Source organism: Acinetobacter sp. NIPH 817 (genome assembly GCF_000368405.1).
GTDB lineage: Bacteria > Pseudomonadota > Gammaproteobacteria > Pseudomonadales > Moraxellaceae > Acinetobacter.
On the sequence record NZ_KB849420.1, the window covers coordinates 1,072,803 to 1,086,182 of the forward strand.

General features: G+C 37.1%; 11 protein-coding genes and 1 pseudogene. 7 read left to right on the forward strand and 5 right to left on the reverse strand.

Going from position 1 to position 13,380, the window contains the following annotated elements; genetic code table 11:
- Positions 1–147: 147 nt before the first annotated feature.
- Positions 148–228: pseudogene (locus tag F968_RS20620) on the forward strand (transcriptional regulator); the annotation flags it as partial.
- Positions 229–244: 16 nt separating this feature from the next.
- Here F968_RS20620 and F968_RS08750 read toward each other — a convergent pair.
- On the reverse strand, positions 245–2,506 hold the full coding sequence (locus F968_RS08750) for an ATP-binding cassette domain-containing protein (protein WP_004792282.1): 2,262 nt from the start codon (positions 2,504–2,506) through the stop codon (positions 245–247).
- A 221-nt stretch (positions 2,507–2,727) separates the two neighbouring features.
- Between F968_RS08750 and F968_RS08755 the strand changes: the two genes are divergently transcribed.
- The 4 genes from F968_RS08755 (at position 2,728) to F968_RS08770 (ending at position 7,118) form a co-directional block, all read left to right on the forward strand.
- A complete protein-coding gene (locus F968_RS08755; protein WP_004792285.1) occupies positions 2,728–3,627 on the forward strand; it encodes an AraC family transcriptional regulator in 900 nt (299 codons plus the stop codon).
- 153 nt (positions 3,628–3,780) lie between these two features.
- Positions 3,781–4,695 carry an alpha/beta hydrolase gene (locus tag F968_RS08760; protein ID WP_004792287.1) on the forward strand — a complete coding sequence of 305 codons (915 nt, stop codon included), beginning with the start codon at positions 3,781–3,783 and terminating at the stop codon, positions 4,693–4,695.
- A gap of 175 nt (positions 4,696–4,870) precedes the next feature.
- Positions 4,871–6,019 carry an NADH-dependent flavin oxidoreductase gene (locus F968_RS08765; protein WP_004792290.1) on the forward strand — a complete coding sequence of 383 codons (1,149 nt, stop codon included), beginning with the start codon at positions 4,871–4,873 and terminating at the stop codon, positions 6,017–6,019.
- 184 nt (positions 6,020–6,203) lie between these two features.
- Entirely contained in the window at positions 6,204–7,118 is a 915-nt protein-coding gene (locus F968_RS08770) for an AraC family transcriptional regulator (protein ID WP_004792292.1), read from the forward strand.
- 298 nt (positions 7,119–7,416) lie between these two features.
- On the opposite strand, the gene F968_RS08775 is transcribed toward F968_RS08770, so the two are convergent.
- Both F968_RS08775 and F968_RS08780 read right to left on the reverse strand, forming a co-directional pair.
- Positions 7,417–8,778 carry an NAD(P)/FAD-dependent oxidoreductase gene (locus tag F968_RS08775; RefSeq protein WP_004792296.1) on the reverse strand — a complete coding sequence of 454 codons (1,362 nt, stop codon included), beginning with the start codon at positions 8,776–8,778 and terminating at the stop codon, positions 7,417–7,419.
- Between the two features lie 78 nt (positions 8,779–8,856).
- Positions 8,857–9,612 (reverse strand): hypothetical protein, encoded by a 756-nt coding sequence (locus F968_RS08780; protein WP_004792297.1) that lies wholly within the window; start codon positions 9,610–9,612, stop codon positions 8,857–8,859.
- 81 nt (positions 9,613–9,693) lie between these two features.
- Here F968_RS08780 and F968_RS08785 point away from each other — a divergent pair, with 81 nt between their 5' ends.
- Together F968_RS08785 and F968_RS08790 are read left to right on the forward strand one after the other, a co-directional pair.
- Complete coding sequence (locus F968_RS08785; RefSeq protein ID WP_004792298.1) at positions 9,694–10,290, forward strand: TetR/AcrR family transcriptional regulator; 597 nt, start codon at positions 9,694–9,696, stop codon at positions 10,288–10,290.
- Positions 10,291–10,431: 141 nt separating this feature from the next.
- Positions 10,432–10,839, forward strand: a complete 408-nt coding sequence (locus F968_RS08790) for a hypothetical protein (RefSeq protein WP_004792299.1) — start codon at positions 10,432–10,434, stop codon at positions 10,837–10,839.
- Between the two features lie 42 nt (positions 10,840–10,881).
- Here the strand turns inward: F968_RS08790 and F968_RS08795 are convergent, their stop codons facing one another.
- Complete coding sequence (locus F968_RS08795; RefSeq protein ID WP_004792301.1) at positions 10,882–12,855, reverse strand: esterase/lipase family protein; 1,974 nt, start codon at positions 12,853–12,855, stop codon at positions 10,882–10,884.
- 155 nt (positions 12,856–13,010) lie between these two features.
- Entirely contained in the window at positions 13,011–13,367 is a 357-nt protein-coding gene (locus F968_RS19715) for a TolC family protein (RefSeq protein ID WP_322782739.1), read from the reverse strand.
- Between the last annotated feature and the right edge of the window lie 13 nt (positions 13,368–13,380).

The following is a 13,380-nucleotide window of genomic DNA, read 5'->3' on the forward strand; positions in this document are numbered from 1 at the left end:
CTCGATTCATAGCATAAACATGCCTATGAGCAAAATTTTGCTCATAGTTGATGTGAATTAAATAATGTTGAGCAAATATATTCACAAAATTTTTTATCGTATTTTTGAGAAAATAATTGCTCATTTATATCAATTATAAAGACTGTTATGAACATCAAAAATCAGACTCAAGATCGTCAGCAAGTTTTCATCGATTTATATAAACAATATTTATTTAACAAAATAACGCAATAAAGTCAGAATATTACAGCTCTAGATATTTTTTCAAATAGTAGCCTGTTAAAGATTTTTCTGCTGAAAGCAAACCACTAACAGTTCCTGAGAACACCAATTCACCCCCTTTGTCACCCGCCAATGGACCAATATCAATAATCCAGTCTGCTTGACTCATAATGTCTAAATTGTGTTCAATCACAATCACTGTGTTGCCTTTCTCAACCAAGTTATTTAATAAACTAATTAGTTTCTCAGTATCGGAAGGGTGTAAGCCCGTACTCGGTTCATCTAATACAAAAATATTATCTGTTTCATTGATTTGTTTTGTGAGTTTCAACCTTTGACGCTCACCACCCGAAAATGTATTTAAGCGTTGGCCGATTGCAATATAGTCTAGCCCCAAGCTGACCAGAGCGTTAAATTGCTGCTGTAAAGTTCGATCTTCAAAAAATTGACTTGCTTCTGCAACCGTCATTTTTAAAATTTCAGCAATATTTTTACCTTTATAAAGATACTTTAATACCTCAGGCGCATATCCGGAGCCATGACAAACATCACATGTCATTTCAACATCATCTAAAAATGCGAGTTCAATTCTTTCGATGCCTGAACCTTTACATTGAGGGCACGCACCTTCGCTATTAAAACTAAACAGCTTGGCACTTACTTTATTGGCTTTCGCAAATAGCTGACGAATAGAGTCCAGAAGGTCGAGATAAGTCAGTAAGTTTGACCGAATGCTTGCAGTAATTGCAGATTGATTAATGACTTTTGTTTCAGGATATTGTTGGGGTAACACCTTACTTATTAATGTGCTTTTTCCTGAACCAGCCACTCCTGTAATCACGGTTAGACAGTTCTTAGGAATGTCGACATCAATATTTTTTAAATTGAATAAATGGGCATTTTTAATTGAAATCCATTCATTGCCCATACGTGGTGTTTTCTTATAGGTATTTGGCCTTCTAAAAAACTCACCTGTTAAACCTGATGATTTTTTTAATTCTTCAAAAGTGCCTTGGTAAATAATTTCACCGCCGTTGATGCCAGAAAGAGGCCCCATATCAATGACATGATCCGCTGTTCTAATCAGATCAGGGTCATGTTCAACCAGTAAAACGCTATTTCCTTTATCTCTAATCTTTTGAATAATTTTAATAATATTATCTAAGTCTTTTGGGTGAAGGCCAATACTTGGTTCATCAAAAATATAGAGTAAGTCAACCAGACTATTACCCAAATGTTTAACCATTTTAATTCGTTGTGATTCACCTCCCGACAACGTATTGCTCACACGGTTAAGGTTTAAATAGCTAAGCCCAACGAGGTTTAAGTTATTGAGTTTATTGATTATTTCATGCAAAACGGTTTCAAATTTTTCACTTTTTATCGATTCGATAAACTCTAAAAGCATTGAAACGGAAAGAGCGGTACATTCAGCAATATTTTTACCATTAATCTTACAAGATAAAGATTTTTGATTAAGCCTTTGTCCCTTACATAAAGAGCATTCTTTGGTTGTAATAATCTGCTCAAGTTTATTTCGATAACGATTTCTTTCCTGCGCTTCACCTTTTAAAAAGTTACGTTCAAATCGGGTAATTAATCCTTCATAAAGTGCAGTTTTTCTCCATTTACTTGTTGGGTTTAAAGGCTTGTGCGGAGGAGCGTTCAAAAACAAGTCCCATTCTTTTTCACTATAATCTTTTAATTTTTTATCTAAATCGAAATAACCTGAATCTGCATATCGTGTCCAACGCCATGCGGTAGGTTGATAGGTAGGAAAATCAATAGCACCTTCTTCATTTAAGGATTTATCTAAATCTAAGATTTTATAAATATCAATTTTTTGCTCTAGACCAATACCTTCACATTGTGGACACATACCATTAGGATGATTAAAAGAAAAAACGTTTGAATATCCAACAAACGGTTCGCCCATACGTGAAAATAATAAGCGCAGATTGGCATAAATATCAGTAATTGTTGCCACTGTTGAGCGGATGTTACCCGTCAAAGGCTTTTGATTAATAATGACGGGCACATTCAAATTCTCAATTTTATCAACATCAGCTACCCCAAAATGCTGTAAACGATTGCGCACAAAACTGTCTTGAGTTTCGTTAATTTGTCTTTGAGCCTCTGCACCAATGGTTTCAAAAACTAAAGAAGATTTACCTGAACCAGACACTCCAGTAAAAACGACGATTTCATGTTTAGGGATTTTCAACGAAATATTTTTAAGATTATTTTGTCTCGCGCCATAAATATTTATTGTTCTTTTAGTCATATGTAATCACTTGAAGTTAAAGATTTAAGGTAAACGTAAAACAAAATTTATGAAAAGGATGTATATGTTTATTAATCAAATCGTTTAAATATTAAACTTATGAAATGTAATTTTTTAAAATAAAGATAGGCAGCGGTAGTCATAAGTATTTTAGCATTGACTAATGATTAGAGAGATCTATAGTTTTAAACAATAGTTGGGATAATTGGGTTTGAAATAAGATGACTTTAATAAATGATCTAAGCCCAGTCATAGAGAAGACCAAAGCCTTAGCTCGTAAAGTTGATGGGTTGATTCAAAATGAAGATTTTCAAACAGAGATCTCAGGTTTTTCCCTACATAGACGGACGAACAAACAGTCCATACATTGCATTTATGATTTAGGTCTTGGGGTCATTTTACAAGGAGAAAAGCAAGTTCTTATTGGAAATGAGATTTTTAGTTATAGCCGTGGCCAAACCATGTTAACGACCATTGATTTGCCAGCAGTAAGTCGAGTAACACAGGCATCATATTCAGAACCTTTTCTTGGAATGATGCTTAAATTAGATATCGGAATGATCACAGAAATAGCTGGTAGCATGGAAAATATTCATGTTACTTCAAATATTCCATCTTTTTCGATTGAGGAAATGGATATAGGACTGATTGAGGCTTTAGATCGTTTAGTCGATTTAGTAGAAGACCCTTCAATGATTTCTCAAATAGCTCCACTTATAAAACATGAAATTATTGTTCGATTATTATTAGGTAAACATGGTGACTACCTAAGAAACCTAATAAAAATAAGTGTGAGTGAAAAGAATATTTTTAAAGTCATTTCATGGTTAAGAAATAATTTTCTAAATGATGTCAGTGTTGATGAAATAGCTGATCAAGCAAACATGACACCGGCAACGTTTAGGAACCATTTTCGAGAAATCACAAGAATGACGCCGCTACAATATCAGAAGCAGTTAAGGTTACAGGAGGCTCGCAAGTTGATGTTAATGCAATCTATTGAGATAAGAAGAGTTGCTGAGTCAGTTGGTTACGAAAGTCAGTCTCAGTTCACAAGAGAATATGTACGTTTATTTGGGATCACGCCACAAAAAGATCTAAAAGAAAATACAGCCAAGTAAAGAGTAGGTTCTAAAAAACCATATTTTGATAATTAAAGCTCGAAATAGGCAAACAATATTTAAAATTAGGCAAATTGAATAAACGACTTCACCGTAGACTGAATTCATCAAGCAAGTGTACTTATTTATTACAGATATTGATGAGGTGAAAAGATGGAATCAGTAAAAATAAAAAATACCTATTGGGATATTGCTGCCGATTTGTATTTCCCACCAGATTTTGATTCAACAAAAAAATATCCAGCAATTATTAGTGCACACCCAATTGGAAGCTGTAAAGAACAAACTTCTGGCAATGTATACGGTCAAGCATTGGCAAAAGCTGGCTTTGTGGTGATTGCTTTTGATGCAAGTTTTCAAGGTGAGAGTGGCGGCGAACCTCGCTATATTGAAGATCCAACATTACGTGTTGCAGACTTTAGTGTGGTGGTCGATTATCTTGTGACTTTGAGTTATGTTGATGAAAATCGCATTGGCGTACTTGGTATTTGTGGCGGTGGTGGCTATTCAATTAATGCCTCAATGACCGAAAGACGTATTAAAGCGGTCGGTACAATTACTGGTGCAAACTACGGTCGCGTTATGCGTGAAGCCAGCGCAGGCAATCCAATTGCGTTTTTAGAAGCAATTGCGGCTCGAAGAACAGCAGAAGCTCGTGGTGCGGAGCTTCGAGTAGATCAAGGTTTATATCCTACTGTCGAAGCTGCAAAAGCAGACAATGCTGATATTGATCCACTAGAAGCGACTGAATACTACCGTACAGCGCGTGGTGAAAAACCAAATGGTGTAAATAAAACTTTATTTTCTCGAAACGCTGTTGCTGTGGGTTGGGATGCATTCCATTTAGCTGAACTGTTATTAACTCAACCTTTAATGATTATTGTCGGTAGTAAACCGGGTGGTTTCGGTGCTTACCGTGATGGTTTTGAAATTATTAACCGTGCAGCATCTAAAAATAAAGAATTAGTTGTTGTCGATGGTTGGTCACATTACGACTTATATGACAAACCTGAACCAGTAAAAGTTGCTTTAGATAAGCTCATTCCTTTTTATCAAAACAATCTTTAATTGAATTAAAAAATCGGGGCAATAGTCCCGATTTTTTACGCCGTTAATTAATTAAACGTCTTTTATTCAAGATGTATCTCAGCAAAATAGGCAAACAACTTTTCAGTTTAGGCAATTTGCATCAATCCTCTCAATTTATACTTTTTCTTAGAAAATATTTTTATGAGATGAATTCATGACAATTGAATATTCTAAATTATTTGAATCTTTTGCTTTAACGCCAGACATTGAATTGCGTAACCGAATCATTATGGCGCCTATGACAACATGGTCAGCCAATCCTGATGGGACGGTATCAGAGCAAGAGTTGAACTACATCCGTCAGCGAGTGAACGGTATTGGTTTGGTCATTACAGGCTGTACCCATGTACAAGAAAATGGTATTGGCTTTACAAATGAATTTGCTGCATTTGATGATCGTTTTATACCGAGTCTAAAAAAATTAGCTCAAGCTGCAAAAAGCGGCGGAGCGCCAGCAATATTACAAATTTTTCATGCGGGCAATAAAGCGATACCTGATTTAATTCCAAATGCAGATGTGATCAGTGCCAGTGCATTAAACACACCTACAGGTTCCTTTGTCGATAGTCAGATGACGACCCGTGCTTTATCACATGAAGAAATTTTAGAGGCTATTCATGCTTTTGGTGAAACAACGCGTAGAGCGATAGAAGCTGGGTTTGATGGTATAGAACTACATGGAGCACATGGATTCTTAATTCAGAATTTCTTATCGCCGTTGTTTAGTCAACGTCAAGATGAATGGGGTGGTTCTTTAGAGAAGCGTATGCGTTTCCCGTTGGAAATCGTAAAAGAAGTAAAACGTGTAATTAAACAATATGCCAAAAGGCCATTTGCTTTGGGTTATCGCATCTCTGTTGAAGAATACGATGAAAATGGATTGCGAATTAGCGACAGTTTGCAGCTTATAGATTGTTTAATTGACTCAGGTATCGATTATTTACATGTTTCATTAACTGATATTTTAAATAGCAAACCTGTCGATAGTGTTGATGAAAAACTGGCTATTCAAAGCATCATAGAACATGTGAATTATAGAATTCCATTCATCTCGGCTGGAAAAATTCGAACACCACATCAAGCGCTACAAGCATTAGCACTTGGGCTACCTTTAGTCGCAATTGGTAAAGCACTTGTAATGAATCCAGACTGGGTTGAATTGACCGCTAATGATCAGGCCGATCAGATTTCCACAGAATTAGAGCTTGAAAAGGACCCTGAATTACACATTCCAGATCATTTATGGCATGAAATCAAGATCAGAAAGGGTTGGTTCCCTATACGTCAACCAGAGCAGGTTTAAACCTGCTCTAAGTTTAAGTGTTATGGAATGGCTATAAACATACACAAGATATTCTTTTATCAATATGGCTACTCAATAATTCTAATAGTTTGATTTTTTAATTATTTTAACTAAACAATTATTTACTGCATTCATTACAGATGATAAAAATTATTGTAGTTTTTGATTGGATTTAAATTTTTTTATGTCTGCCTCCTTTGCCCAAAGAAGCAAAAATATAGATCAACTTATTCAAAAGGTTTCAGATTTTGCCGAAGTTGAAGGTGAGCATGAGTCTATTATTTCGGGGCTTTCTTTTCATAGTCGAATAAGTCCAACTGAGAGTACACATTGTATTTATAGCCTAGGACTAGGACTTGTTTTACAAGGACAAAAAGAAGTTACTATTGGAGATAAGGTTTATCAATGTCATGAAGGTCACAGTATGTTGACCACTATTGATTTACCTGTCACATCTCATGTTGTAGAAGCATCTTTAAAAAAACCGTTTTTAGCTCTTTTACTACGATTAGATCTTAAAATGGTAAATGAGGTTATTGCAGATTTGTCTGTAAAAGAATTACCAACTTATTCTGATGATACACATGAATCTTTTACAGTTGAGTTAGCAGATATACCGCTTACGGATGCTGTATTTAGATTGGTCAAGTTGATAGATGAACCAATAATGATTCCACATCTAGCTGATTTAATTAAAAAAGAAATTATTATAAGACTTTTAAATAGCTCTCAAGGCGTTTATTTACGTCAACTGGTGAAATCTGGCTCAGTCAATCAAAAAATTCATCAAATCGTGAGCTGGCTAAAAAACAATTTTGCTCAACCCATTCGCATGGATGATTTAGCTGAAAAAGCTTTTATGAGTCCATCAACTTTCAGGCAGCATTTTCGTGAAGTAACAGGAATGAGCCCGTTGCAATATCAAAAGCAACTTCGTCTACAAGAGGCTCGTCATTTAATGCTTAATCAAAATCTAGATGCAGGAAGGGCGGCTAGTTTAGTGGGCTATGAAAGTGCATCGCAATTTAGCCGTGAATACTCTCGCTTATTTGGAGAATCTCCACAGCGTGATATTCAACGTATGAAACAGAACACATAAATTATTTCTATCTATCATTCTAAATTTGAAAGGCAGTTCATCTTCGTGCTTGTTAGAAGTAAAAATTATAAAAAGATCATGATTGAACTAGCCAATTTCTTATCGAGTTCAATTACTATACTGAAAATCAGTTTTCAATCATTTGATTTTAAAAGGATCTTCAATTGCTAGGGTGCCTACATTATCCCAGAAGTTTTGTAGCACAATCTTTAGAGGTCTCAAGATAAAACTAAAAATGGAATACATTTCTGTACTCCATTTATGATTTATCGCACTAAAAAATGCTTAGTTCTATAAATCATTTTTTAGCAGCAAGCGCTTTGCGGTCAGTTAGACGGTCATAGAATGCTGCTGCCTTGAAACCTGTTTTAAATACGCACCACTGGAGTGGTTCAGGTAGCGTAGAAGGGGTCTTGTGGTATAAGTTTTTTAGAATAGGGTTTTCTACTCCTTTAATTTTCTCGGCAAGAAGCTGTCCCATGAGCGACTGAGTCGCAAGCCCATGTCCCGTACAGCCCGCTGCATAGATAATATTTTGATGTGGCCCAGTCGATCCAACCACAGGCAAAAAGTCATAAGCCACACTAACGTAACCACTCCAGCAGTGCTTAATACCAAGACCTTTCAAGGTTGGGTGACGTTCACGTAATGTCTGTGCGAGTGCCGCATAGGCGTCGTGATCTGGTACGTTCGGAGTTTTTGAACCGTAAACATAATTCAACTTCTTAACTGTCAACACCATTGTGTTGTGTGCAGTTAGTCGATGGCTTTCCATCATGAGATGCGGTGTAATAATACCTTCTCGGCTAGGCCAACCCAGCGATTCTAATTGTTTCGGAGTTAATTTTTGGGTTTCAATTGCCGAAACTCGTATCGGAGCAACCTTATCACGTAGCATTCCCAACTGAGGTGTGAAAGCATTTGTGGTTAACACCATGATGGGTGCGCTGGCACTACCGCGAGCGGTTTTGCAGGTAATGATTGGTCCTTCGCTATAAGAGAGTAATGGAGTTTTTTCATAAATCTTAACACCTGCCTGAATGGCTGCACGGCGTAAACCACTCACGTATTTACCGGGATTTAGCGTCCCGCCGCGTTGTTCGCTACCAAACAGAAAAGCTGGTGGAATCCCGCGAGCACGCATTTCGGCTTGATCTACAAAGCGAGTACGGGATCCTAGCTCCTCACCAACTCTCATACTGCGGCGTAACCATTTTTCCTGCGAAGGATCTATGACAGCCCGTATAATGCCAGAAGGATTGTAATCACAATCGATGCCTAACTCGACCAGACGCTTTTCAACATAGGTCACGCCCTCATCGTAGAAATTGACAAACTGTTTTGCACGTTCAACGCCGAGGCGCTTGGCGAACACTTCGAATTCAATTCCCATACTACCAAGCAGATAGCCAGCATTACGACCGCTGGCACCGAAACCACCGAACTCTTGCTCAAGTACGATGACTTTTGCACCACGAGCCGTGAGTTCAAGAGCTGTCGACAACCCGGCACAACCAGCACCAACCACAATGACATCTGCGCTGACCGAACCAACTAACTCAGGTTGAAGGTCGCTAGGCTGTTCTATCCAGCCACCTAAAAGACGAAATGGCATAGATTCAGGGTAGCCACTCATCACTTGTTCATTTGAATAATTCATTCGCTATCCTTCTGTATAACTTCTTAGTGCTAGAGCACAGGCTTTAATCTTTTTTAAAAACAATGCTCTTAGTACGTTTTACTGGCGGGCTGGAATAAAAGATTGAATGGAAACTTTTTGTGAGCGCTCAAGGGCATCATAGGCGTAATACAACTGAATGATGGCATAGCCCCATGTTACGAAAGCCCAAGTCATGAAAATCATATGGGTATCGTCGCCAGGGATCGGGAAAAAGTCATATACAACTGCTACTGCCAAACTCACCACAGCGGTTATTGTGGTGGTCAATGCATGAAAAATCTCTCCGGCACGTGCTAAGCAAATAATGAAATAGAACAGATAAATCACAAGGAAGACCCACATGGTGACGTAAAAATACGGACGTATTTCTTGAAAAAAATCTGCCAGAAAGACTACAAAAGTGCCGGCAAATGAAAATGCGAACAGCATGACTTCCTTAAAAGCGGACGGTTTGTAATTATGGGTGAGTGCCATTAGACCAAGTACAGCAATAATCGGCATACCGAAACTACGCGAGAATGAATCGAGAAACATGGTAATTGAAAAATTAATATTCGAACTTGTCAGCATATAAGAGACAAAGTTTGTCGCAGAGAAAGCAACGATCCAACACTCTAAACCGAGCAAGATATTCTTTTTCTTTAGGAATTTAGCGCCGTATATCCAGCCAATAAGGGCTAATACAATACAGGCAACCAGTCCAAAGATATTTACAATTTCCAAAATGGCAGCATGTGTCATTTCACTATTCGTTAAGATTTTTGATGTAGTAGCTTCCGTTTGGCTACCTGCATCAAGGCCAAGAATTTTCATAATATGACTTCCTTGTAATTAATTGACTGTCATGTCAGTAAAATAATATGCTATGATGAATTAGTAAACAATTTTTTATTTATGATGATGATGGAAAATAAAATAGGAAGGCCGAGTAAAGCCCAAGAAAGGTCTTATGAAATTCTTCAAGCTGCTGTTTCAGTTGTGGCGAGAGAAGGGCTAGAAGGAATTACTTTTGCCAAAGTAGCGGAAGCTTCAGGCATGCAACGTACTCTCGTACATCATTATTTCTCGTCACGTTCAGAATTAATGAATGCTTTTATTGAACATTACATTTCGAAAATGGGTACTGAAATTATTCATCGTTTTAGTGGTAAACTATTGAGCGAGCGAATCATCATGATGTTCACACCCGAAGTGTATCGGACTCAAGATGATTTAATAGTTTGGTTTGAGTTGGTGGCTCAAAGTGCGAGAAATCCATTTATTCAGCAGATGCTCCATACACTTTGGACAAAGCACTGGCTTCCGGATTTTGAAAATCAATTGGCACAAGAATATCCAAAAGCGACTCCAGAAGCGATTAGCTCGGCTGCATATGTACTAGTTTGTTTGTTTGAAGCCTATTGGGCGTTTAGTATTCAAGGTGTCACTGATCAACAGAGACAAAAGCAAATGGAGCAAACGGTATTAATGATTTTAAATGGCCTAAGCTAAATTTAAATAATCGAATACTCAATAAAAATGTAAATACAGGGATGTTAAAGCTCTAGGAATGGTTACATCTTCAAGAGTAGTTGCGTAGTGAACAACAATAGGTAAGATGAAAGAATAGAAAATTTATAAAGTACGGTATCTATGAATAAAAATTCAAAACTTGATCAAGATACACTTTTTATTAAATTACTATTTAAGTCATCTGCCAAAGTGACGGTGGATGAAGTTGAGTACTACCGAAAATATCCTGACCAAATTGACCAAGTCACAGCGCCTATTAATATCCATAAAATATTCTTATGGACTGGAGCATTATTAGGAATCGTAATTGTAGCAATTGCGAAATTCCTTAAATTTTCAGGGAGCTTAGATTTTCTATCAGAAGGTGTTTTGGAATTTGTTATTGATATTATTTATGAAAGTGGAATTGCTTTAATTGGTGCGGCTGTTACTGCTTACATGCTCGGCGTCCTGTTGAATAAACAACAAGAAAACGCCGTAAAATGGCGAGAAGAAATTCGTAAACGCATAGAAGAAACTGAGCAATAGATAGAAAAAAGCTAAAGTGATTTCACTTTAGCTTTTTTATTTTTAGTTCTTTAAGTTATATAAACCATGATCGATTAAATGTTGACTTAAGATCCGACGAAGCTCTAAGACTGATTCAGGCTTTAATTGAATTGAATGTCCACCTTTAATGACTTTTTCTGAAATGGCGCCATCCAAATGAGCACTTTTATACGGAACAATACCGTCTGTAATGGTGTTTGGATCATCGCTTTTTGTGATATTACCCATAATAGAGTGGAAAACTAATCCTTCTTTCGGCGTTATGCCTGAGGTGAGTTCCATAAACTCAGATTTATTACTCAGATCACTAGGCCCATTTTGAAGTTTATTGTTGATTGTTCTTACAAAGTCTTTAAGGTCATCATCATAGCTCGTCAATGTATCGGTTAATGTTTTTAAAAAAGTAGAAGGTAATCGAATAATTTTTCGTGCTGTTACAGTAAACCAGCGATCGGCATAGCTTGTTCCACGATGAGGCGCTGCAAGAAAAATGACACGATCAAAGTTTGGAATGGCCTGCATTTTTAAACGTTCACCAATGACTGGATGTTTTCTCATACGTGCTTGTGCATGTTGACTCATCATAGGCAAAGCTTCTTTTGAAATGTCGGCATTACTCACTAATAGTCGGCTAATAATTCCTCCCATGCTGTGACCAATTAAAACGGCATTAGTGGCAGCGGGGTCTTCTGGATTAAGAGATCCAAATGCTTGCTTGAGTAATGCGTAAATTTGAAAACGACTTTCCAAAATAGGCATATTAGTTGAGTAAAATATTTGCCAAACTTGATAATGCTCACGTAAGGTTTTATCTCCCATAATTTCATTGGTTACCGAAATCCATGCCTCAGGACTACTGGCAAGTCCGTGAACTAATACAATTACTTTTTTATTGGGGTTATAGGGTTCAAGCATATATAAATGCGGCATGTTTAAACGTTGATTACGGTCAATCAGCGTTAAATATGCTGCTGCACCAAGATTATTCTCGGCTAGCCATAAACCATAAGGTGCAGAGAAGTTTGCTGCTAAAGAGTATTCTTTGCCCGCAACATTAATTTTTTCAACATTGTAAGGATCATAGATTTTTATTTTGAAATCTGGACTATTTAATATGTCGCTCTGGGACGCTACCTCATTTTTTGGTTGGGCCACCAGTGTAGAAGCAAGGTAATGGGCTTTATGGATATTTGGATTGATGCCATTTGGATAATTGTAAGCTAGAGGATCAAGAATATATGGGGTTTCTTTTTCAGACGTCTCTTCGTTAGCGTGTAAAACTGCCACAAAATCTGAGCCAAAACCATCACGACGGTTAATGCTTCTTAAACCAGAAAAATTCATGTTGTAACTTGAGGTGAATTTTTCCAGCTGTTTACCTTGTAGTTTTTGATAAGAGTCAATATCAATCTTATATGTACTTTTACCAATTTTTATCTCGGAGGGAATTGTTGCAGAAGCATTTTTTTCACTATAGGTATTTACTAATTGGTTGAGTGCCTGATTATAAAAATCTCGGATTTGCACCTGTCGGTTATCAAAAATACGATCTTGCGGCTGGCGAGACGATTTAAATAAATAAGCATAGCTATAGCGAATACTCTTATCTAAAGCTTGAAGTTCTTGTTCCAAACAATCCTCATTGTTTGCTTGGCAATTATAAGATTCTGAAAGAGCTAAAGCTTTTGAAAGATAGAGTTCACTGGCGGTAGATAAAAATTGCTCTCCCTGTATCTGTGGAATCTTCTCTAAATCAGCAATACATATTTCTGGAGTCTGCATGCAAATTTTTGCATCCATACCAGACATATATAAAACATTTAGACTGGCTTCACTTAATTTTTTTTGGGTAAGAATACTATTACGTTCGTTAGAAATAGTGGTGTGAAGTGTTTGTTTCTTCAAACTCACCAACTGACAGCCACTTGTAATTAATATGCTAAATAGGCTGAGAATACATAAGTGTTGGCGTAGTGGGAGTACAAGCATGTTCATAAATAGACCTCGTAAGCAAGGCAGCGCAAAATTCAACTCAACTGAATTAAAGATGCGAAATAACGAATTTCTAATCGTCCATTTTTAGAAAAACATGAAATTTAAAGGCTAATGTCGGGTGCAAATTAGCCTTTAAAAGAGTTATGAAGGATGGGTTATTTATTTAACCCTCCACCTAAGGCTTTATAGAGTTCAATTTGATTATTTAATTTGGTTTGTTCAAGAACCAGCAAACCTTGTTGAGCCGCATATGCAGAACGCTGGGCATCCAAAACAGTCAAATAACTATCAATTCCAGCTCTAAAACGGGCTGTAGAAAGTTTATAAGTGGTATCGGTTGCAGACACTAAACGGCGCTGGGCGTTTAAACGCTCTTCAATATGAGCATGGGCAGCTAATGCATCGTTGACTTCACGGAAAGAAGCCTGAATCGCTTTTTCATATTCAGAAAGCGCAATTTTCTGGTCGATCTCTGAAACCTTAATATTGGCTGATGTGTGCTGAAAAAACAGGAGGTTTTAACTT

Bases quoted from the DNA above. Each gene is read 5' to 3' on its own strand.
- F968_RS08750 (WP_004792282.1), bottom strand. From the start codon at position 2,506: ATGACTAAAAGAACAATAAATATTTATGGCGCGAGACAAAATAATCTT.
- F968_RS08755 (WP_004792285.1), top strand. From the start codon at position 2,728: ATGACTTTAATAAATGATCTAAGCCCAGTCATAGAGAAGACCAAAGCC.
- F968_RS08760 (WP_004792287.1), top strand. From the start codon at position 3,781: ATGGAATCAGTAAAAATAAAAAATACCTATTGGGATATTGCTGCCGAT.
- F968_RS08765 (WP_004792290.1), top strand. From the start codon at position 4,871: ATGACAATTGAATATTCTAAATTATTTGAATCTTTTGCTTTAACGCCA.
- F968_RS08770 (WP_004792292.1), top strand. From the start codon at position 6,204: ATGTCTGCCTCCTTTGCCCAAAGAAGCAAAAATATAGATCAACTTATT.
- F968_RS08775 (WP_004792296.1), bottom strand. From the start codon at position 8,778: ATGAATTATTCAAATGAACAAGTGATGAGTGGCTACCCTGAATCTATG.
- F968_RS08780 (WP_004792297.1), bottom strand. From the start codon at position 9,612: ATGAAAATTCTTGGCCTTGATGCAGGTAGCCAAACGGAAGCTACTACA.
- F968_RS08785 (WP_004792298.1), top strand. From the start codon at position 9,694: ATGATGATGATGGAAAATAAAATAGGAAGGCCGAGTAAAGCCCAAGAA.
- F968_RS08790 (WP_004792299.1), top strand. From the start codon at position 10,432: ATGAATAAAAATTCAAAACTTGATCAAGATACACTTTTTATTAAATTA.
- F968_RS08795 (WP_004792301.1), bottom strand. From the start codon at position 12,855: ATGAACATGCTTGTACTCCCACTACGCCAACACTTATGTATTCTCAGC.